The sequence below is a fragment of the Paenibacillus terrae genome (assembly GCF_000943545.1).
Lineage (GTDB): Bacteria > Bacillota > Bacilli > Paenibacillales > Paenibacillaceae > Paenibacillus > Paenibacillus terrae_A.
The window spans coordinates 38,781-58,806 of the sequence record NZ_JTHP01000039.1 but is presented as its reverse complement, the minus strand read 5'-3'; the positions used below and the strand labels follow the sequence as shown (position 1 = coordinate 58,806).

At 45.7% G+C, this 20,026-nt stretch carries 23 protein-coding genes, 1 tRNA gene and 1 pseudogene; 2 read left to right on the top strand and 23 right to left on the bottom strand.

The window, feature by feature from the left end; genetic code table 11:
- From QD47_RS18235 to QD47_RS18140, 21 genes and pseudogenes are all read right to left on the bottom strand, one after another.
- A pseudogene (locus QD47_RS18235) lies at positions 1-358 on the bottom strand (phage late control D family protein); the annotation flags it as partial.
- 2 nt (positions 359-360) lie between these two features.
- The gene (locus tag QD47_RS18230) at positions 361-567 is read right to left on the bottom strand and encodes a tail protein X (RefSeq protein WP_044647463.1); all 207 of its coding nucleotides are present in this window, start codon (positions 565-567) and stop codon (positions 361-363) included.
- A complete protein-coding gene (locus tag QD47_RS30090) occupies positions 564-3,299 on the bottom strand; it encodes a phage tail tape measure protein (RefSeq protein WP_052646795.1) in 2,736 nt (911 codons plus the stop codon). Before QD47_RS30090 ends, QD47_RS18230 begins: the two co-directional genes overlap by 4 nt.
- A 4-nt stretch (positions 3,300-3,303) precedes the next feature.
- Positions 3,304-3,501, bottom strand: coding sequence for a hypothetical protein (locus tag QD47_RS18220; protein WP_044647462.1), 198 nt, complete (start codon positions 3,499-3,501; stop codon positions 3,304-3,306).
- 35 nt (positions 3,502-3,536) lie between these two features.
- A complete protein-coding gene (locus QD47_RS18215) occupies positions 3,537-3,872 on the bottom strand; it encodes a hypothetical protein (RefSeq protein WP_044647461.1) in 336 nt (111 codons plus the stop codon).
- A 14-nt stretch (positions 3,873-3,886) separates the two neighbouring features.
- Positions 3,887-4,411 carry a phage major tail tube protein gene (locus tag QD47_RS18210; RefSeq protein ID WP_052646794.1) on the bottom strand — a complete coding sequence of 175 codons (525 nt, stop codon included), beginning with the start codon at positions 4,409-4,411 and terminating at the stop codon, positions 3,887-3,889.
- 15 nt (positions 4,412-4,426) lie between these two features.
- Positions 4,427-5,881, bottom strand: a complete 1,455-nt coding sequence (locus QD47_RS18205; protein ID WP_044647460.1) for a phage tail sheath family protein — start codon at positions 5,879-5,881, stop codon at positions 4,427-4,429.
- Between the two features lies 1 nt (position 5,882).
- Complete coding sequence (locus QD47_RS18200) at positions 5,883-6,224, bottom strand: hypothetical protein (protein WP_044647459.1); 342 nt, start codon at positions 6,222-6,224, stop codon at positions 5,883-5,885.
- Positions 6,217-6,687, bottom strand: coding sequence for a hypothetical protein (locus QD47_RS18195; RefSeq protein ID WP_052646793.1), 471 nt, complete (start codon positions 6,685-6,687; stop codon positions 6,217-6,219). The genes QD47_RS18200 and QD47_RS18195 overlap by 8 nt, the downstream gene beginning before the upstream one ends.
- Positions 6,687-7,232 (bottom strand): phage tail protein, encoded by a 546-nt coding sequence (locus QD47_RS18190; RefSeq protein WP_044647457.1) that lies wholly within the window; start codon positions 7,230-7,232, stop codon positions 6,687-6,689. The genes QD47_RS18195 and QD47_RS18190 overlap by 1 nt, the downstream gene beginning before the upstream one ends.
- Entirely contained in the window at positions 7,229-7,612 is a 384-nt protein-coding gene (locus QD47_RS18185) for a hypothetical protein (RefSeq protein ID WP_044647456.1), read from the bottom strand. The genes QD47_RS18190 and QD47_RS18185 overlap by 4 nt, the downstream gene beginning before the upstream one ends.
- A complete protein-coding gene (locus QD47_RS18180; protein ID WP_044647455.1) occupies positions 7,599-7,931 on the bottom strand; it encodes a hypothetical protein in 333 nt (110 codons plus the stop codon). The genes QD47_RS18185 and QD47_RS18180 overlap by 14 nt, the downstream gene beginning before the upstream one ends.
- Positions 7,932-7,944: 13 nt before the next feature.
- Entirely contained in the window at positions 7,945-8,970 is a 1,026-nt protein-coding gene (locus QD47_RS18175) for a major capsid protein (RefSeq protein ID WP_044647454.1), read from the bottom strand.
- Between the two features lie 13 nt (positions 8,971-8,983).
- The gene (locus tag QD47_RS18170) at positions 8,984-9,376 is read right to left on the bottom strand and encodes a head decoration protein (RefSeq protein WP_044647453.1); all 393 of its coding nucleotides are present in this window, start codon (positions 9,374-9,376) and stop codon (positions 8,984-8,986) included.
- 2 nt (positions 9,377-9,378) lie between these two features.
- Positions 9,379-10,596, bottom strand: a complete 1,218-nt coding sequence (locus QD47_RS30085; RefSeq protein ID WP_052646792.1) for a head maturation protease, ClpP-related — start codon at positions 10,594-10,596, stop codon at positions 9,379-9,381.
- Positions 10,574-12,079: a phage portal protein gene (locus tag QD47_RS18160; RefSeq protein ID WP_082067222.1), complete on the bottom strand. Its 1,506-nt coding sequence runs from the start codon at positions 12,077-12,079 to the stop codon at positions 10,574-10,576. The genes QD47_RS30085 and QD47_RS18160 overlap by 23 nt, the downstream gene beginning before the upstream one ends.
- A gap of 150 nt (positions 12,080-12,229) precedes the next feature.
- Positions 12,230-12,460 (bottom strand): DUF6148 family protein, encoded by a 231-nt coding sequence (locus tag QD47_RS18155; RefSeq protein WP_044647452.1) that lies wholly within the window; start codon positions 12,458-12,460, stop codon positions 12,230-12,232.
- 27 nt (positions 12,461-12,487) lie between these two features.
- Positions 12,488-14,347: a phage terminase large subunit family protein gene (locus tag QD47_RS18150; RefSeq protein ID WP_044647451.1), complete on the bottom strand. Its 1,860-nt coding sequence runs from the start codon at positions 14,345-14,347 to the stop codon at positions 12,488-12,490.
- On the bottom strand, positions 14,337-14,849 hold the full coding sequence (locus QD47_RS18145; RefSeq protein ID WP_044647450.1) for a hypothetical protein: 513 nt from the start codon (positions 14,847-14,849) through the stop codon (positions 14,337-14,339). The genes QD47_RS18150 and QD47_RS18145 overlap by 11 nt, the downstream gene beginning before the upstream one ends.
- Positions 14,850-16,216: 1,367 nt before the next feature.
- Entirely contained in the window at positions 16,217-16,378 is a 162-nt protein-coding gene (locus QD47_RS32170) for a hypothetical protein (RefSeq protein WP_161797181.1), read from the bottom strand.
- Positions 16,379-16,450: 72 nt separating this feature from the next.
- On the bottom strand, positions 16,451-16,777 hold the full coding sequence (locus QD47_RS18140) for a hypothetical protein (protein ID WP_044647449.1): 327 nt from the start codon (positions 16,775-16,777) through the stop codon (positions 16,451-16,453).
- Between the two features lie 94 nt (positions 16,778-16,871).
- Between QD47_RS18140 and QD47_RS18135 the strand changes: the two genes are divergently transcribed.
- Positions 16,872-17,051 (top strand): hypothetical protein, encoded by a 180-nt coding sequence (locus QD47_RS18135; RefSeq protein ID WP_044647448.1) that lies wholly within the window; start codon positions 16,872-16,874, stop codon positions 17,049-17,051.
- Positions 17,052-17,166: 115 nt separating this feature from the next.
- Here the strand turns inward: QD47_RS18135 and QD47_RS18130 are convergent, their stop codons facing one another.
- Both QD47_RS18130 and QD47_RS18125 read right to left on the bottom strand, forming a co-directional pair.
- On the bottom strand, positions 17,167-17,370 hold the full coding sequence (locus QD47_RS18130; RefSeq protein ID WP_044647447.1) for an Acb2/Tad1 domain-containing protein: 204 nt from the start codon (positions 17,368-17,370) through the stop codon (positions 17,167-17,169).
- Between the two features lie 67 nt (positions 17,371-17,437).
- Positions 17,438-17,519: transfer RNA gene (locus tag QD47_RS18125), tRNA-OTHER, on the bottom strand.
- A gap of 841 nt (positions 17,520-18,360) precedes the next feature.
- Between QD47_RS18125 and QD47_RS18115 the strand changes: the two genes are divergently transcribed.
- Positions 18,361-20,022 carry a recombinase family protein gene (locus QD47_RS18115; protein ID WP_044647445.1) on the top strand — a complete coding sequence of 554 codons (1,662 nt, stop codon included), beginning with the start codon at positions 18,361-18,363 and terminating at the stop codon, positions 20,020-20,022.
- Positions 20,023-20,026: the final 4 nt, after the last annotated feature.

Below are 20,026 nucleotides of genomic sequence, written 5' to 3'. Positions count from 1 at the left end.
GGCGAACATTTGTTGAAACCGGAAGCGAAACTGCTTTAATGCTGACCGTATCAGGTGGGCCAGCGAAGTCAATCGAATCCACCTCGAAGCTTCCACAATTAAGTCGCTTGATCTCTCCGGGCTTATCCCATCCAATTGTCTTTATATAAGCAATGATCCTATCACCCTCGCTGGGCGACCAAGGGCCAGACCATTTACGGGCCTTATCCTCCAAATTAATTTGCAAGTCATCCAAGGTGCCCGGCTCTGCATCGGTATAAGTGAAATCCAACAGATAATCGGACAACTCTTTGGTGATGTCCTTGCCGTTGTAGTTAACAACAACTTGGGCACGTCTTGCGTTAATGATATCGTCCATGCTCACACCTTCCACGGAGGCAAGTCAGAGGCGGTTTCTTCAACCACAGAAACGTCCGGCAGTTGCAGAACTGTCCCGGCAGAAAAAACAGAAACGTCGATGTAGTCCAAATTAAGATTCATAATCTGGATCATCAACGTTTCATCGGAAAATACCTTAAAGGCAATCATATCCCAGGTATCGCCCTGGATTGTTGTGTATGTCGTCATAGGCTCGTCCTCGCATTCTGACGCTTCATGGCCTGATACTGCTGTCTGAAAGTCGGCTGCGCCGCCTGAATAGCTTGCTGCACGACTTCCTTATCGGCATTACCTTGGATAGTAATATCAAACTGCAACACAATGGAGTCCCCGCCGTTATTAGTAGTGGTATACCCCATCATCCGGTTTGTTTTCTCCAGTAGGTTCATACTGCGCTGCTTATTATTCAGAGGAATAACTGCCTCGGTTCCGGCCTCCCCCGCTATAGATGGCCCAGTAGTAAATCCGCCTTTCGCAAGCATGGGCAAATGTGGTATATCCATGCCGCCTATAGTCTTGCCCCCTAAAGCCTCTGGCATTGTAAAACTAAATCCATTTATTTTATCAATAGCTGAATTTATTACTCCGATCACATTATTGAACGCGGCCTTAATTGCCCCGGTTATGCCTTCCCATATGCCAACCACGATTTGTTTGATGCCATCCCAGGCCAATGACCAATTACCTGTAAACACCCCTGTTAAAAAGTCAATTACACCACCCAACACATCAATAATCCCTCCGATAATCGGTTTGAGAATATTAATCGCACCTGTTACAACAGTAGTGATAACAGGCCATGCCCATTTAAATATAGTCACGAGGGCATTTATGGTCGGTGCAATGCTCCTTTCGTATATCGCCATAATCAAGCCTCCTAATTTACTAAATAACGCCCCGATCTTAGGCAGCCATGCTGCCAGTACGGAGCTGACTTGTGGCAACAAGGTCTTCGTTAGATAGCCGAACACCGACGTAAATACAGGTCCAAGTTTGCTTGTCAGTGATGATGACAATTTCATGACCAGCGGGATAATTGCGTTAAACGCCTGCTTTCCCATCTTCATTAGTGGGGCAAGCAAAGAGGTAATAGAACGAACTGCTGGACCAATGCCAGAAACAATAGAATCTATTACAGGAGCAATATTTTTTCGCAGCTCGCTCACATTATCAATCATAGAGCCAAAATCAAAGGACCCATCGAAGGTAAAGGCTTCTTTGAAATAGTTTGTAATATCGTTCAAAGCCGGCCTAATACTATTTACAAATTCATCAACTTTGCCCTTGATCTTATCAAATGCATCAACGACACCATTAGACATCTTAATGGCTTGATCAGGGCTGAACCCAATAGACTGCAACCCTTTATTAATATCTTGCACACCGCTGATATCTCCGCTACCCATTAATGCATTTGTCAGCAAGCCCCCTGCGCCTTTTACGATATTTTTAATTGCTGCGAATTTATCAAACACGTCAGATATGGCCGCCGAAAACTTATATGCCTTGTCTTCTCCAACCCCCAGGCTGATTAAGAATTTACTTATACCAGTTGCAGCAGACATATCCCCTGTACCAGACATGGAGTTGACGAATAAATCTCCGACTTTTTGCAAGGCTTTAGTAAAAGGTTGCATAGCTTTCAGGCCCTGCTTGAAATAACCCTTTATTTTAGGAATAGCCGTCTCTAATCCTTTACCGAAACTAGCAAGGGCGGGTAACGCAAGGTCAGAAAGTGGGTATACAAACTCAGTGAGCAACTGCCTGCCGATGGATCGAAAGGCATAACTTATAGAGGAATACTTTATTTTCTGAACTTCTTGCATTGTATTTTTTGTTTTGTCAAAAGCATTGTTTGTACGCAAAATAGCTTGTATCGTTGATTTTTCCAAATCTTCACCCTGCGTACCGAACAAATTCAGCAATGCTGTATTCTGCTTTATCGGGTCTTTAACTTTGTTCAACGCATCCCGGACCTCAAAATAAGCCTGACGTGCCACATTTCCACCAGAAGCAAACTTCTTTTGCATTTTATCTGCATTCAGCCCCAGAATCTTGTATGCCTCGTTCGTTGTCTTAGATCCATCTTTACTCCGAATTCCAAATTCCTTGATGGCATCACCAACCTTGTCCAGGTTGAATGCACCTGCATCTATACCATTTTTGAAGCTGTTGAACATGTCCTCCGCGCCCAAACCTATCGTTTTGTAATAGACCGCATATTCATTCGCTGAATCCAGCAGCTCCCCAGACTTATCCAGCCCCATCTGCTTACCCTGAGCAAGCAAGTTGAAGGCTTCCGTGTTTCCGAGATTTTTAAATTGCTTCGTCATGGTCTGTATAGCTTTATTTGTTTCTGGAATGTCATCCTTGAACACATCCCGAAAGACGATTGCATTTTTCGTCGCTTTTTCAAGCGCAGGACCTGTAAGTTGCAAAACCTGGCGCGTGTTCTCCATCGCACCTCCAAGATCGTTCCAATCCTCACCAAGATTCTGATTATATAAATTCCGGGCTTCTTTTTTGATAGCCTGCATATCCTTAACGCTCGTGCCAGTGGATGCCGCATACTGGTTAAATGCTTCCTGCTGATCACCAATAGCACTACCGATATTGTTGATGGTACCCGTGACTGAATCCAATATAGCCATAGCGCCGGATACTTCTGCGACTTTTCGAAAAGTGCGACCAAAAGAAGAAGCGGCGCTGCTCAGTTTCCCGAACGCGCCGCCTGCTTTTTTGGTTTGATCTGTAAGGTCTTCTACTTCACGTCGAGCCCGATCCGGGCCACGTGAATTTTGCAATTCTCGTAATTGACGTTGTAATTCCTCAACCTGATTATTCGCTTGGTCAAACGCACGACGATATCTCTGGTCAACCTCGGCAATTAGGTTCATTGCTACATCATATTCATGGGACATTAAATCACCGTCCTACGCGCCCTCTACGTCCGTTAGGAGCTTTGTTTTTGCGTTTCTTTTCTGCTTCTTCCATTTGTTTTTCCAACGCCTCATTTTTCAGATTAACGTAGGCTTCAAACGCCTCATGCCACTGATATAGCTCATAAAGACTTTGGTTTAACCAAAAATCAAGGCTGTTCCGCGTCTCAATAGAAAGCGTCATAATGATTTGCCTTATTTCCGCTCCGGCGTTACCGTTTATTCCAAACCGAGCAAAAAACTTTGTGCCATTGCAGTTGCACGCCCAAATACTCCACCCGGTAATTCCTCAATTAGTTGAAACGGAACACCTGCGGCTTCGGCACACACAGCGGCCTGAAACTTCATGTTCACAGCTTTAATAGGTGAATCCATATCATTCAATGCCAAGCGTTCGCTCAGAGCAATGAGTTTACGTCCGTTCACCTTATCCCAATCAAAGACTAATTCAGTAATTGGTTCTTGGTCCTCAAACTTAAAAGGCTTTGAGAATTTAAGGACATGTTTACCCTCATTTTCTGCTTCTGCTGGGGTTGTAGTCTTCTTTTCAGTCATATTCTTATCCTCCATTATTTGCCGAGCGCAGCCCGGATTTTAGCGCCGAAATCCACTTCATTCACGACAAAAACATCATTAAACTTGTCTATTTCAATCTTCACGACACCATTAATCGTGATCTTGATATAAGTGACTTCATGTTCCACCGAATTATCCGATCCTGCTGCCGTCTCCAAGCTGCCCATCGACAGCGTTTTGGGAGAACCTTTGATGGTTATTTTGATCGGGATAACGTCAATGCTGCCCGTTACACGGTTCTGGCTCTGAATACCCGCCCGCAGGTCAACTGTGTGTGTCTCCTGAGCAAATAGGTCAAAATAACCTTCTTCCCAAGTTGCAAAGTTGTATGTCACCTGCATGGAATCGGTTTGCCCAAGCGTAGCAACGTTCACGGTACCGTTAATTCCGGCACCCATGGCATCATCAGAGAGCATAGCAATGTCTGGCAAATCAACAGTGGTCGTACCAAGGTATTGACTACCGTTACGTATCGCTTCGTACTTAATTGTCCGTAAATTAATTTTTTCTTGGCTCAAGGTTCAGCCCTCCCTTTACGCTGCCGTAGCAAATAGCGCAGCAAAGTAAGATGTATCGTATTCCAGCACAAAATCAATAGCTTGTGCAGGAGACGGCGGCGTTACGTAGACGTGAAATTTCATCTTCCCATCCATCAGATCGGCTACAGGGTTCTCAGATGCATTAAATTCCACACGTCCGCCCAAAATGTACCCAGCAGCAGTCAGGCCGTTCATCCAGAAATTTGCTGCATCAGTAATAGCTTCGATCAGGCGCTTATCAATGGAACCGTCAAGATACTTCCAGTAAGTTAGCGTCAAGGTGTTGCTGATCCAATCAAACATACGGCGCACCGGAATGAACGACGACTGTGGGTCTTTTTGATCTGGGTACACACCAGTGCGGTTACCCCAAAGTACAAAGCCGCCGACAAAATTTAATGCCGTGACAATACCATTTGCATTCAGATATTGTGCTTGTTGAGGTCCCAGTGCAATTGCCCTGTTATCCGTTTTTGTTCCGTCAATCTTTGCAGATTTATTCGATGGCGAAACCGACGGAACCCCGCCATTATTAACGTCTGTTTGTACAATTACCGCAGCTGCCACAGTAGAAGAATGATAAGTGCGGTCATCATAGGTGAAAAGTGGATACGTGTTTATCTGGCGCGGGTCATTGTAAGCATTCGTTTTTTTCCATGCAGGCGTATCTGTGTATACAATCTCGCTTGATAGATCAGTGATTGCCTGTGCTTTGAAGTGTCCGCCGTTGAGACTAGCTGCCTTTTCGGTCATTACTGCTGCAACGGTTGGATTCTGGGAAAATCCCGGTGCAACGATCAAAGCGGGAACGATTCGGAACAACGGGAATACCTGGTCAAGCAGTTCCAGCCCCGTAGCTTCCCCAGTAACCTCCACAACTCCGCCGATGATGTCCGCTGCTGTCACTTTGCTGCGATCCAGCTTAGAGTATGCTATTTTAACGGCACTATTGGCTGTCAGAGTGCCGGAAGCAATACGGGATACTACGAGATTGCCAGAAGCATTAAAGGTCAAGCTGTAGTCCGTCCCGGCTGTGTAAGTGGTCGATCCGTCGTCTGAGGTGACGACCACAGATGATTTAATAATTCCTTGCACCGCTACAGTTACCACACCATCAGTCAACGTGAAGTTGGATGCGGCTACCGCTGCATTATGTTTAGTTGGGTCCAGGACGTTTACGAACACAACCGGCGACAGCTTCGCAATCTTGAAGAAGTAATGCGCGAATTCAGACAACGTGAAGTTCCCCCAGTCGTCCGAGTATCCAAAAGCAGCAACCACATCGTTCCAGCTTTCACACAGGATCGGCTTGTTTACTGGCCCATCCTCCAGAGTTGTTAGATTGATTGCAGCCGTGCCAAACACAACTGGCAAAGTAATGTTGAGTGGCACTGGTGTAATGACTTCTGCGGGCTGTTCAGTGGTGAAAATACCATGACGTTCTGCCAATTTAAATTCCTCCTTTTACTGCTGCGATAACAGCGGCGTAGGCTATTTGTAGGGCGCTTCCTGGCACAGACAGTGCAACTTTTGACGTTGCCAACTCGGCTACAGGTACGAAAAGTTGCCTTATTTCTGGTGCTTTTTCTGCAACATCATCCAAATGTGCCGGGAAACCATCGCGAACAATAAGTGACTTCGCTAGTCGCCCTCCTGGCAAGTTCGGCCCGATGTAAATTAGTTGATCTGGTTCGATAGCAGCCTTAGCTGCTTGAGCGACTTTTTCAGTCGCAGTGATAGCGCGTCGCGTTTTCGACTCCGTAGCTTCCCGTTTTTCTTGCTCTTTATCCAAAATAAACATCCTCTCTGCTTATGCCTGGAATTTTCCACTTCATGTTGACGTAACCGAAAAAGTATGGTGATAAGTCTTCGTCGTCAAAAAGGGAACAAGTCAGGGGGAAATCCATTTCAAACATTCGGTCTAAAATCGGGTGAGTTAAAAATGCATGCCGAATACGCTGGAGAATGTTTTGAACCGTTTTTTCCCCCTGCATATCTAGTGATTCATCAAAAATCCCCACACTAAGAAGCATGGAACAAGACGACTGGACCTCATGCCCTTGATCCGTTGTCTCGCCAAATCGGACAGTGATAAAAGGGAAATGGTCGCGGTCGTCCTGTTCGTTCTTCGCTGGTAGGTTCTGAGCATAAATGTTTAGTGGAACCATTTCATATCGAGCATTCATGTATTCAGAATCATGAAAAAGACGCTTTAGTTTAGCTACCAAAGCGTCTTGCAGTATAAAGGGTGTCATTATCCGCCCAACTCCCTATTCAATTCGTGTTCCAGTCGCTGTGCATATAAAATACGGGCTTTTCTTTCCACCGACTCCCGTATTTGCACATTGTTGAACATTTCTGGCGCAGGTGGACCGTATAATCGCTTAATCGGTAGCCTGCTTCTGCCTTCACGAATGAAGATTTTAACTCCATTTTTTTCAGCAACAAAAGCGCCTGTAACCTTTTTCATACCGCCCTTTTTAACAGCAACCTTTAGCACTTTTGGGCGCTTACCTGTCGTTCGGCGGGGTGAAAACTTGTATTTATCCAACCCTGTACCTCGGCTACGGGAACGTATAGTAGCAGACAAGCTTCCTTTGTCAGCTTTTTTTATGGAAAAGGTACTGCTTAAGTCCCCAGCCTTTATAACATACTGCTCTCGTATTTCCTTGCTGGCGTTTGTCTTTGCGTTCTGCGCGACCCGATTAAGCGCCCGATACATAGCGACTTTCGTTTTCTTTTTGACTTCTTGGAGGTGCCGTTGCGCTTCTCTCAAAGCAGATGTGTCAATTTCAATCATGACCCTTTACGTCCCAGCGTGACAGTTATCATATCTCCATCGTCTTGAAGGTCAGAAACGGTGTATACGCGACTGTCAAATTTCATTTTGCTCTGCAGGACCGGGAGCCTGCCAAAGTTCAGCAGGAAGTCGGCACGCTGGGCATAAAACAAAAGATCGGCATCGTAAACGCCATCTGTTGGATTCGAGGCACTACTTTTCCGATCTCTCAGTTCATCATCATCTACAATAACCAGCATCCGTACAGGATCGGCAGGAGTGGCAGGCATTCCGTTTTTCGGTGGACTCATAAAAGATATTTCATGCCAATCCGCAAACTCTTTCTCGTTCAGAAAAACGTCCTTTACATCCTTTTCAAGCTGATCCTTAAACGAGCGCATTGTTTTCGTCCAACCAAGCAGCATACTGCTCGACTCGACCCTCAACATTACTCGCTGCTTCACATTCAAGAGACTCCAGCAAATCCTTTTGCTCATCAGCCTTTAATTTAGCAAAATCATCTGCTGAAATGGGGGCATCTGTTGATTGTAACAACCCCGGGTTCCCGCCTTCACTTCCGTGATTTTCATCAATGACCATTTTGCCCGAGCCAAGACTCACGAGGCGTTGGGCCTCTGTATCACTCAGTCCTCTTAAAATGTCACCTATAGCGAAGTCTTTTCCGCTGTGGCGAATTTTCCCCAATGCTTCAATATTCAATGGATATCCCTCCTTATAGAACTTTCGCTACGTACCAGTTCTCGATGTTCAACGGAACCGGGAACGGACGACTTTGCAGTTCCAGTGTGCGAACCGCTGTGCGGCGGTCTGCGAATACTTGTGCAACCACTTGTTGGTTAACCAAACGGATATCATCATCTCCGACCATAACTGGATTAGCTGCATAAAGGAATTCAAACGGCTTGCCTTCTGGCAGGATTACGATCGTACCAGCGGGGATGAATGGCTTTTCTATGCCATCGTCGTCCACGAACGTACCCGTATAGCTGTAAAGATCAAGACCAACGTCTCTCAGGAACCCATGGTGAGTTACGCCATCAGGTAACAAAGTCGTGTCAATGTTACCGATGGTCAGCCCTTTATTGTCGGCTAATTTTAGAATGGCTTGGTGACGGGTCAGGGCTATTAGCGCTTCGTAATCACCCACAACTTTGCGCGGGGTTTGTCCATTCTTTTGCATGACAGACAATCGCAATCCCGCCAAGAACTTGATAGGATCGGAATCCGGGTCACTCCACAGGTCTTTACCAGAAAGAGTGATAGTGTTTGAGAATCCGTAGTTCAGTTCTTGTTCCACACCCTCACCAATTTGCGTTACCTTACCCGTGAAAATCATTTGTGATGCCATCTCAATTTTACGGCGAGTAATAGTGTCATTCAGTTCCACCAAGTCCCTAGCAATCAATTTACGGAGGCGTTGTTCAACGCTATCCGGGTTATACAGGGATTCTCCAGCTTGACGAGCTTTAAGGTCATGATAAGTAATGTTCCGTGCTGGCTTAACGGGAACCGGAGAATATTGCTTCGCGCTGAAAGCATCACGCAGTACAATTTTACCTTGTTGTAATTCGGAGACGTATGGTGCGATACGGTGCTTACCTTTCAACGTTTGGATTTCGATTTCTGTTGTAAGCCCAACCTCACCGTCAGAAAAGAATGTACTCAAAATGTACTCCGATGTTTGCGGTAACTGCCCAACTACTCTAAGAAGCTGCGGCAAAGAATAAATATCTGGCATTGTTTAAATCCTCCTATTCTACTACCCGTTTTGTGATTAGACCAATGTTACGCATTGCTACTTCATGCTTTTCAACCTTGTCCGTGCCACCAAAAATAAGAGCATTGCGATTAAACTCCCCACTCACATAACCTGTAGCTCGTACATCTTTGGTGGTTGCATCCACTTCCTGATCGGAAAGGATTGCAAAAGGCGTTTGAGGATCGTCCGTCTTGCTGGAATCCACAGTAGCCACGATGTACATTCCATGAGAAGCGTTCGTTTCAGGCAGTTGAGATACAACCCCCAAAACAGTCCCGCGCTTGATGACGCCGGAGCCGCTTTTTACAATGACGGACACATTAGCGAGCGGTACAACATATCCCGCAATCAGGTTATCGTAAGGCTGGCTTTCGTATGCTGGCATAATTATTTACCTCCCCGTAATCTTTTCATTTCTGCAATTACCTCTTCCGCTTCTGTTTGTGCCTGCACTTCTTCGGCGGCTTTCTTTGCTTCTGGTGTAGTAGATTCTTGGACAGGGACATCATTTACCCCACTATTTTGCGCGTCATGTTGACGTGCTGCTGCTACCTCACCTTTCTTAGCGATAGAAGCTTGTACAATCGCAAAGGAAGCTTCTGCGACGGTTTGGCCTGCCTCGATAGCGTTCTTTACAATTTCGGCAGCGCCCGGAGCAGCAGCCAATTCATTCAGCGCCGTAATCCGTTGGCGTTCGTTTGTCACACCCTCTTCTACGACTTGGTTATACAAGTCTGGATGTTCGTTTTTTAATTGATTAAGATCCATTGGTTTGTTTTCCCCTTTCATAGAGTTGATCTGATTTTTCAGTCCCTCGAATGTGTCTCCGGCTTGCGGAGTACTGCCTTTATTTGTGTTAACAGCTACAGGCTGCTTGGCTGTCGAAGCAAATTGCAGATTTGGGATGCTTTGCAAGGGGGTTATCCTTTCCGGCCCGCCGTCCCCAAGCGCTGGGGGCTGATTAGTGAATCCGCCGCTTTTAAGAAGCTCGTTGCGAACTTTGTTTATGACCGCCTCAGGCAAAACCCCGTCACTGCCGAGCATATCAAAAACGCTGTTGGTAACTTCTGTGGCGCCTTCACTGAACATTATTTCGTCCGCAAATCCAAGTTCGACAGCCTTCTGAGCATTCATCCAAGTTGTATTATCCATGAGGGCCAGAAGCTCGTCTCTTGTCTTACCTGTTCGGAGTGAATAAGCATTGGTTATCGCCTCATCCGTGCTTCTCAGCAAGGCGGAAGAACGGTCGTGGTCGTTCTTGTCACCATCAGTCCCCGTTGCAGCGTTGTGAATCATGATCTGCCCCGGCGGCGATATCATGATAACGTCAGCGCCCATGAGCATAACCGAGGCAGCAGAAGCAGCTACACCCGTTACTTTCGCCGTGATCTTCCCGGGGTAATCTTTGAGTAAAGTGTAAATCTCAGCACCGTCAAAGGCGGAACCACCGAGAGAATTGACATATAGTTCGATTTCGTCGCCGTTAGATGCGTCGAGTTCCTTAGATATCATCCCTGGGCTCACAGCCGGAATGCCAAACCATTGATAAATCCATGCGTTAGCATCGCCAATAATAGGGCCATTAGCTTTGATCTTCTTGGACATTTTCTTTTTCACCTCCTTCCTCATCGGCGGCGTCCTCGTCGCCTACATTAGACGGTGCTGGAACGGCGGTAGCCGCTGCCTTAGCTGCACCCTCACTAAGACCGTACCTCTTGAGCGTAGCAAGCTCGTGGGCTCGCTGCTGCACGTTGGACTCCCACTCACCGCCTGTGAGTTCGGCTGTTTCGCCCTCTGCGGTACTGAAGTTGTATTCGATACGGCTGATTGCAGCATTAACCTCTTTGACCGGATCGAGCATGCCTTGAGACGGACCGTGCCAAGCAGCTTTTGTATAGGCACGAAAAATAGCCGGATCATCAAAGATGCCCGGCGCGTCTATGCGGCCTTTTGTAACTGCCTCGACAAACCATTCTTCATACACAGGCTGACAAAACGACTTAGCAAGCCATGTTCGACGCATGCGGAACATTTTCCATGCTTCCAACATTGCTGCACGGCTAGCTGTATAAGACGATGTAAAGTGTTTGACCAGCATTTCGTAAGGAATTTCTAACGCCGAACCAATCTGCCTCAATATAGCCGTAACAAACGGATCAAAGTTCGGATTTGGTCTTGTCGGGTCTGCAAAATTTGCTTTCTCACCCGGCTCAAGAAACTGAACCGCTCCCGCTCCAAGTTTAATATCATTGGACAGTAGCTCGTCACCGTCCAAGTTATCAGTATCAGGCGGTTTCAAACCAAACGCGCTCGTATCATCGGCATTTTCGGTTTCGATAAACACAGTAAACATCGCCTGTATTGCAGCAGCCGTCAGTTCCGCCTCGGTGTAGCGGTCAAGCTGCTTCAACGCCTCAATAACTGGCGCAATGACTGGAACACCACGGCGCTGTCCCGGGCGTTCAGACTCCATCAGGTGGAGTACATTGTATCTACCTGTCTCTTCTCCCCGTGACAATACCCTCGTCCATTTCTGGTCGCCGCCGAGGTAGCTCTTTCCGCTTCCTGGGTGACGACTACTGAAATGATAGGCAACAATCATACCTGTTTCATCTACCTCAACCCCGGATTGTATCCGGTCCGTATCCGAAAGGTTCGGGCTGCTGCAACGATCAGCCTCAATCAGATTTACTTTTAGATCGTAGATCGAAAACGGGCGTTTGATCATAGGCAACAATCCGAACACGTCACCGCTTTGAAGCTGAGAAAGAAAAGCAAGCTGTTGAAGTCCGTAAAAGTCGTTCAGTCCTGCGGCATCACAATTTTTCGAATCGGCCCACAACGACCATTCGCGGTCAATCTGAGATTTTAATGTTGCGGATTGCTCAGCGTTTAGATTTAAAAAGTCCTTGTCAAACGCTGGTTTGAGCCGGAGCCCCGTTCCCACCACATTTGTTCTCATGGTCTTGTGTGCTCCGGCAACAATCGCTCCGCCTACAGCAAGATCCCGGGAACGTGCTCTCAGTTCTTCAAGGTAATCATGGATATCCGAATCGGCATCACCGATATCAGGATTCCAAAGGGTCATACTTTTCTTGGTCCGGCTGGCTCCATGAGAACCGTACCCTTGATTCAAAATAACTGCGATTTTTTCTTGTCGAATAGTTTCAGTTCTGGCTGCAGCTTCTTTTTTTAGCTACACCAGGAGCAACATAATTGATGATCCGTTCAAGCCTGTTCATATATCAAACGGGGTGAACGCACGAGTACGGGAACGTCTCCGGCCCGGATTCTCTAAATCGTCAACCACCTTGCTCCAGTAACGTACTCTTTCAAGGATTGTGCTCATGGGTACACGGGTTACCGATCTCCCTTTGATGCTATACGATTGTCCTGTAGCAAGAGCCATCTCAGCATCACGCCATGCGGTCAGATTTTCCCTTGCTTCTTCAAGTGTGATATTTGGCATATCCCCTATTCACCTCCTTCATATAGTTTACACACTGCTATTAACGCCTTGTCTGCGCTTTTTACGTGGTGCAATTGCTCGCCCTCCAGCATCAGGATCAATGATAGGCCCGTTAGGCTGTTGCTCAATGGGCAGTGAAAGATTAGGGTTCAACAATTCAACAACTGCCCGGTTGTAAACAGCTAGGTCAAATGGTTCGTTTCGGTCGCGGGTCTTAACCCAAGCCTTGTACTTAACGCCCTCTTTTACCACTACTTTGTGAGTTTCAGCAGTCAGGCCCAAGAAATATTCTTGCGTATATCCCTTGTCCTCGCCCGGGAAATGGCAGTATAAAGGTCCTGGCGATTCTACTTTTAAGCTGTCATGGACCTTGACCTTGCCATCGTCTACCCCCAAATGAATTAATATCGCATTATACATTTGGGTACGGGTATGTTTGGCGATGAACGGGACGTGCTCTGCCGTTTTGGGATTGATCCCTTGCCCTTTAATGGCGTATATGCGGCGATGTTCCCTCGGTTTAGTGAATTCGTACACCTCTTTGGTATAATGACCGCCTGAGTCCATACAAGCGCCCACAATACGGAATTCTCGTCCGTTTGGTCCGACCCACGAACGACAAAGAAACCTGTCCAGTTCCTCCCATACCTCGGGTCTGTCCAAGTCTCCATAAATACGGTGATATTCAATTCTCCAAGACTCTTTGCCAGCACCCCAGCCCATAATCTCGACCTCAAAACGGTCGTCTTGGGTGTCAATCGCTGCCGTAATGACTTTCACACCCTCTGGCACCTCGTGTTCATACACCTCACGACGCTGCATCAACGTTTTCTCATCCATTCCTTTGAGCTTAGTTACCCAAGGCTCTCCCAGAACCGTGTTTATGAAAACTTTGAGTTTGTCTACGCCCTCGCGTTTGGCTATTAAGAACTTTTTCGAAACCTCCCGCCAGTCAGACCAAGGGCTTGAAAGCTGATTGATGTGGAATCCGCGTCGGGTTGAATGCTCTTTACGGGCAATCCATGCCCCTTCCCCGCGCTTCCACTCTTTTTCAGATCCCAACATCCCGCAATAACAGCAGCGATATTCAGCCTTCGTGACCACAATCTCGCCGCTTTCCGACTCGTAATGTTCGTATTCAATCCCACTTTTAAACTTTAGAGGTTGCAACTCCTCACAATGCGGGCACGGCAAGCACCATTGTTCCATAGTGCTGTCTTCGTATAGCTGGTAAATGCGAGAAGTTTCCTTATCAACCGGAGTTGATACGAACAAATGCCGCCGCTTGTGCCGGAATGTTGTTGTCCGCGCAGTAGCAAGAGCGATTGGGTCACCTTCTTTACCGGAGGAAACCGGGAACCTGTCCACCTCGTCACACAGAACAACTTGAATCGGACGCGAAGAAAGACTGTCTGGAGCATTGGCCCCGACTATCGTCACATAACCACCAGGGAAAGATTTTTCTTCAATCGTGTTGCTGCTGTCTCTCGACTTAGCTGGACCAATCTTCGATTTTAAAGCGTCGCAGCTATTAATCATTGGGGTCAGACGCTTTTTGGAATAAGCCTGAACTAAATCATCTTTGGGTAGCACATGCATAATCGGGCAAGGCTCCTGGTCAATGTACGAGCCAGTAACATTCAGCAAAAATTCTGTCTTGCCGACTTGAGCCGAGGCCATAATAGCTACTTCTTCCCAGGTCTTAATAGAATCCATAATCTCTCTCTGGTACTCTGCTCGATCTGTTCGCCATGGTCCCGGCTCTGCGCTACTCTCAGTTGTAAGCATTCGGTTTTTGTCCGCCCACTCAGAGACACTCAGGTGCGGTTTTGGCTCCCACTGCTTGTTGGCTCTGCTAAAAAGGTCTATCGTTTTGTCAGCTATCATCTGTGCCGCCACCGATCTGATCTGGGGAATAACGGGCCAGCCCAGCAAGTGCTGATTCTACTTCACGCCGGACAACAGATTCTATAACATCCGCCGCCTCGTTCTCACACTCAGTCGCTACCCGGTGCGGAATCCCAAGCAGCCGTGACTTTGTTGTTATTATCAAGTCTGCGAGAAGTTTTTCCACGTCTCCAGCAGCATGGAGGTTACCCTTTAAAATATCCAACTCCAGCGCTGCCTTTTCTGCCTTCGTTTTTTCATGTTCGGTCTTATAATCTATCAGCCGGGGCCCTTTATCGACTTCCTTACCACCAGAAACATGCTCAATATAAGACTGAACAGATTCACCCAAGTTGTATTTGCCTCTGGAGCACTGCTGCAGCACCTTTTCAGTGGTCAATTGCCTGATCCAGCGGTCACTTTTACCGACGATGGCAGCCAGCTCGCCAGTCTGAATTATTTTATCATGTACCTTAATTGCTTCCGTCTTAGCTTTAGCCATCGTCAGCCCTCCTGCTTCCGTTTTAAGCCCTCTTAAATCCTAACCCTAACCGACCCCTTAATTAGTAGGAAAATTCTCTCTATCGAACTCCTGCGCTTTCTAAAGCGGAAACGGAAGTGAAATTCTGAATAAAAAACTGGAGCATTTTCGGGCTCATGCGCACCCGTACCCATTTTCAAGCTCCAGAAGGACCCAAATTTATTTTTTCAGAAGAAAAAGAAAGCTTTTCAGATTATTTTTCACGATTCTTTCACGCGCGCGCCCCTTCTTTTAATCTTTATTCTTTAATCTTTAAGACCTTGGTGTAAAGGGTTAGGCATAGCTTATGTTCATGTGTATGGAAGAAGGTGGTTGATGCACGAGTATTTTAATTGACTGTATAACCACTCTCATTTCTTTGTTCTTTATCAGGTTTATTTGATAGGAATAACTACTCTCATGTTTCACTCTCTCTTCATCCTTTCTTTTTATGTATGAACAATAGAAAAAAGCCACTCTTTTATAGGAGTGACTTCGTTAAACGTATTATGTTTTATAGGTATTAATAACCCATTTATACCAAGGTTTTTAGCGTCACATATACTTTATAGCATTAAAGTTACTTTAAACGTATGCATTAAAAGATTTAAAGAAAAGACCGTCCTCATAGCCGGACTGGCCTAGTTCACGTCTGAAAGGATGACGTGAACCTGCTTTTTTTTAAAAAATTATCTTTTTTAAATCGTTTTAACAGATTAACTGCATATGAACGCTTCGCTCCATATTAAGATCCTTGTACTTAGTTACTAGATACGAAGGATAAGAGCATTATACTGACAATCATATTTAGCTGTCAAGCGGCCTGTTTTAGCCTAAATTCGGCCTTATACACTATTTATGCATCAGTGCAGTTGATACATTTTGCACACCATCATGAGAGTGTAATCCACTAAAACCCTTGATACATAAGGGATTAGATCATTCTTACACTCACTTAGTGGGGGACAATCATCCACCAGTAGAATCATGTTAGGGGGGTACAATCGCCCACTACAAATATTCATCATTAATGTATATTGTGTATAAACATTCACCATTAAAGATTGAGCCTCGCAGTCGAATTGCATGGAGTACCGTCCATATCCCACAAGCCGAGGTATCAGATTTGAGCCCCCAAGATTCAGGAGGGGTATCAGATTTGGTACCCCAAGTAGATATATGATCCTTTTGTTCGGGTGTCGGGACAAGCCCGGTAGAATCTAATACTCTCTTCCTTGACGACGCTCTGCCCTGTTCCTTGGGGGCTCATTTCGAACTACTGTCAATCGTACAAGCCATTGCAATAGTCTCATCACCATACCTCCTTTTGGCAAAGAAAAAAGCACCCATTAGAGTGCTTTAGTTCTTGAATCATTTATTACTATATTCGGCCCTTTAACTTCAAGGATAGTGCCGTCTTCAAAAAGAATGTCAATTCCTTCGTCAGGAAATCCTTGGTTTCTTTTGCTCACATCCTTGACCGTTTTCCCGATCAATTCCAATATATTCATTGCTCATCATCTCCCATTACCGACGGGATGGTTCGGTCTATAAATTGTTAACTCCAACATGAAAGTCACTAATTAAGGTGTTTTTCTATAAGGACCATTTTCAATTGCAAATTCAATAGCAGCCACATAAGCGCTCAATTCTTTCCGATCCTTACGCAAATCAGCAAGTTCATTACTTGCTTGTTCAACTGCATCGTTTACACCTTTAATAAATTCATTATAAAATTTCTCGCGCAGAACAGCATTTTCAATTTTATCAACCGCTATACCGGAAACTTCCCTGCGAGCTTCTAAAACCTTAATTTCGATCCTTTTAGCCTCAGCGAGTTCGTCTGCTTTGTCACGCTGGGCTTTCAAGGAATCGAACCAATCATATAGACCCTTCGTCTCGTTATCCAAATTTAACACCTCCCTTCGACAACGTATTTCGACACATAGGAAGGATATTCCTTTTCATGCGCCGAAAGTATTGGTTCGAAAGGAGGTGATTGATATGGCAGACAAATTGACTCCCGGCACTCCTGCTCCCAAATCTGGACAGTACGAAGTTGTAGGTCCAAGAGGCGGTAGCAAAGGAAGAGAGGTCACATCTACTAAAGGTAACCCTTTGCCACCCACACAGAAATCCGGCGAAGGATACAAATTAGTCGACCCGACCAAACATAAGAAATAATCTTATTCTTAGGGAAGACCGTCATATTGGCGGTCTTTTTTATCTCCCTGCAGACTCGAACCGTGCGCTTGCCTTATGGCGCTGTAAAACCCCCGGATTATTTCCGGGGTAAGATTTAATTCCGAGCTACACCAGCATTTGCCCAAAATACAGCTTGCTCCAAATTCGTCAAGGCAAGTGACTTCTCGCGGCTGTTTGGCACCTCTTCTTCAATCAGGTAAGCCAACTCCTTAGCTTTCTCTCGGATAGCCTCATACTTTTCAGGCTGACCGTCTTTAGGCGGATGGTACATGAAATTGTTTTCGATTTGTGAATTCACCGCTAACCCTCCATATTCAGTCTACTACCAGAAATGAATCCAGCAGCACACCATGTATTCTGCATGTTGCACGGTGTGGGAATTGAACCCACGCCTCTAGGTCTGTTTTACTCGGGCCCGCCTGCACTCTACCACTGAGCTAACCGTGCATGAAAGGACGGTAATTATTTCACAGCGTTTACCGTCAATCGCTATAGTCCGCATTACGTGCGGAACAATCTGCCGCCCTTATTGATGGGGTATTATGACCCGCTTTACGGCTGTCTCAAATTTGTTGTAATTGGTTTCGATGTGAACAAGGGACTTTCACCCTTGCACTGAGTATCACCTCATACCACGCCTCGCTCTTTAAAGCCGCGCGTGTCCTGTGTATGCGTCTATCTTCCGCCACCACATCATGATATAGGCTTTGTTTCGGAATCCGGTACTTACTGACGCGACCAGTTGCGCTCCCGATCCACTCTTTAGCGGCTAGGATCACCGCATACAGATTCCACACGCCCGATATAAGCGCATAGACAGGCAAGAGTGGAGTAATTAAACGCCAGGTGACCCCTTCCCCTTTCGGACTCAAACCGCTGATCACTTACCAGGTTGTCAACCCCTACGGCCCAATCGGCGGATCAGTGAACCTTGTGGTACTCAGACGCTCGTATTCGCTCACTAAGCGGGACATTCACCCTCGCAAGCTTAGGAATAGAAAGAGAACAGCACGCCCGCTTGTCCTACCCTTGCGGCTCTCTGTAGGTCTTATAGCAAGGGGCTAACTGGTGCCGCTCGTCTTACGCCTACCGCCGTCAAACAGGTGTGTGATTGTGTCGGGTGCTGCTCTCTCTTTGTTTTCCATGTTATAAGAATAACCTATAATTCGGGCTGTGTTTCCTAGGTAACATCTATAATTCATCTGTAATTTTTCTCTTTATTTATGCATGTCTTTGGTTATATCATAGTAGTTATTAAATATACATTACTACAAACCAAAAGGGGCGAATGAGCTTGGCTTTACTGAACAGAGATTACCTACTGAGCTTAGGAATAGAATTTATTATTAATTACCTTCGTAAATCCAGAGCAGACGAAGAACATGAAAGAAGAACGGGCGAAGATGTTCTGAAAGCTCAAAAAGAGTTAATGGACAGAGTTCTTGAACCTTTGGGGATGCCTTATGACCAACGTCCGGAAGTTGGGTCCGGTGACAAAATATCAACACGACCAGTTTTTCAGGGTGTCATTGACGATCTCCGCGTGAAGAAATACCAGGCCATTGCTGTTAAAGAAATTTCACGGATGGGGCGCGGATCATACACTGACATGGGCGTTATCTATGATTTAATAGTAGATAATCGCATTTTTATAATCACTCCGTATAAAGTATATGACCCTCGTAACCCTTCTGATCTGCGGCAAATACGCTTTGAATTGTTCATGAGCCGGGAAGAATTTGAGACGACAAGAGAAAGGCTTTTCGGGGGCCGGGTGAATAACGCCATAGCAGGCCAGTGGGTTGCTGGTCCAGCTCCGTTCGGGTTTGATTATGACAAGGACACAAAAAAGCTCATTATAAATGAAAATGAAGCTGGCATTGTACGTATGATATTTGATTATTACGTAAACGGCGTGCCTCAAGCTGACGGTTCAAGACGTGAAGTGAGTTTCCGGGCTTTAGCTACATATTTCAGCAAAAAGACATTGATACGGACACCCAAGGGAAAAAAGGAATGGCATCCACATCAACTACAACAGTTAATAAGCAGCGAACGGTATATAGGAACTATGCGTTTTCGCACTACTCAGAGAGTGAATGGGAAAGTTGTTCAGCGCCCCGAAGAAGAACATATAATTGTGCCTAATGCATTCCCTGCAATTATTGATACTGATACCTGGGAAAAAGCTCAAGCCAAATTGATAGACTCATCACATAAACCGAGAAATAAAATGGATTTCTCTCCATGCGAATTGGCTGGTCTATGTGTGTGCCATAAATGCGGCCGGAGGATGGTTCGACAATATAGCGTTCAAAACTACAAAACAAAATCGGGGGCTACGAGTAAATATCATAAAGAATTTTTATGGTGTACGTCTGCTAGTTGTACATTTTTAAAATATAGATCGGTAGAGGAAGACTTGCTGGAAGTGTTGCGCCATTTTTCAAATTTAGACTTAGACAAAGATATTTTGCAAGAGCAACTCTCTCGACTTATTGCAGAAGATAAAAAGGTTAATCATAAAGAAGACATGTCCTCATATATTGAGTCACGGAACAAAGAGCTAAAGAACCGGATGAAGTTCATATATGAAAAATATGAAACTGGTAAGTATACGGATATTATGTTCGATGAAAGAAAAGCGGAAATTGATTCGGAGCTGCAGGAGCTTACCCTTTTAGAAGCAGAAGCAAGTAAATCGCTTCCTACGGAGAAGAAACAAATTGATATTGACGTGGTGAAAAAAAATCTGACTTCTGTTCTGGAGGCTTACCAAGCAGCAGATGACAAATCTGATCGTAATAAAATACTGCGGAGTGTGTTCGATCATGTTATTGTGGAATTAACGGAGCGGGGCCGGGGGCGTATTCCAGCTAAGTATGTATTGTATCCGGTATTAAAGCCAGGTTTAGTTGCGCGTGATTTTTTTAGTCTTATGAGTAAATAACCTA

Coding starts and splice junctions, on each gene's coding strand:
- QD47_RS18150 (WP_044647451.1), bottom strand. CDS start 14,347: ATGATAGCTGACAAAACGATAGACCTTTTTAGCAGAGCCAACAAGCAG.
- QD47_RS18190 (WP_044647457.1), bottom strand. CDS start 7,232: ATGATTGAAATTGACACATCTGCTTTGAGAGAAGCGCAACGGCACCTC.
- QD47_RS18185 (WP_044647456.1), bottom strand. CDS start 7,612: ATGCGCTCGTTTAAGGATCAGCTTGAAAAGGATGTAAAGGACGTTTTT.
- QD47_RS18230 (WP_044647463.1), bottom strand. CDS start 567: ATGACGACATACACAACAATCCAGGGCGATACCTGGGATATGATTGCC.
- QD47_RS18115 (WP_044647445.1), top strand. CDS start 18,361: ATGAGCTTGGCTTTACTGAACAGAGATTACCTACTGAGCTTAGGAATA.
- QD47_RS18145 (WP_044647450.1), bottom strand. CDS start 14,849: ATGGCTAAAGCTAAGACGGAAGCAATTAAGGTACATGATAAAATAATT.
- QD47_RS18215 (WP_044647461.1), bottom strand. CDS start 3,872: ATGACTGAAAAGAAGACTACAACCCCAGCAGAAGCAGAAAATGAGGGT.
- QD47_RS18220 (WP_044647462.1), bottom strand. CDS start 3,501: ATGACGCTTTCTATTGAGACGCGGAACAGCCTTGATTTTTGGTTAAAC.
- QD47_RS32170 (WP_161797181.1), bottom strand. CDS start 16,378: ATGAATATATTGGAATTGATCGGGAAAACGGTCAAGGATGTGAGCAAA.
- QD47_RS18135 (WP_044647448.1), top strand. CDS start 16,872: ATGGCAGACAAATTGACTCCCGGCACTCCTGCTCCCAAATCTGGACAG.
- QD47_RS18160 (WP_082067222.1), bottom strand. CDS start 12,079: ATGACCCTTTGGAATCCTGATATCGGTGATGCCGATTCGGATATCCAT.
- QD47_RS30090 (WP_052646795.1), bottom strand. CDS start 3,299: ATGTCCCATGAATATGATGTAGCAATGAACCTAATTGCCGAGGTTGAC.
- QD47_RS18155 (WP_044647452.1), bottom strand. CDS start 12,460: ATGCCAAATATCACACTTGAAGAAGCAAGGGAAAATCTGACCGCATGG.
- QD47_RS18195 (WP_052646793.1), bottom strand. CDS start 6,687: ATGACACCCTTTATACTGCAAGACGCTTTGGTAGCTAAACTAAAGCGT.
- QD47_RS18170 (WP_044647453.1), bottom strand. CDS start 9,376: ATGCCAGCATACGAAAGCCAGCCTTACGATAACCTGATTGCGGGATAT.
- QD47_RS18175 (WP_044647454.1), bottom strand. CDS start 8,970: ATGCCAGATATTTATTCTTTGCCGCAGCTTCTTAGAGTAGTTGGGCAG.
- QD47_RS30085 (WP_052646792.1), bottom strand. CDS start 10,596: ATGTCCAAGAAGATCAAAGCTAATGGCCCTATTATTGGCGATGCTAAC.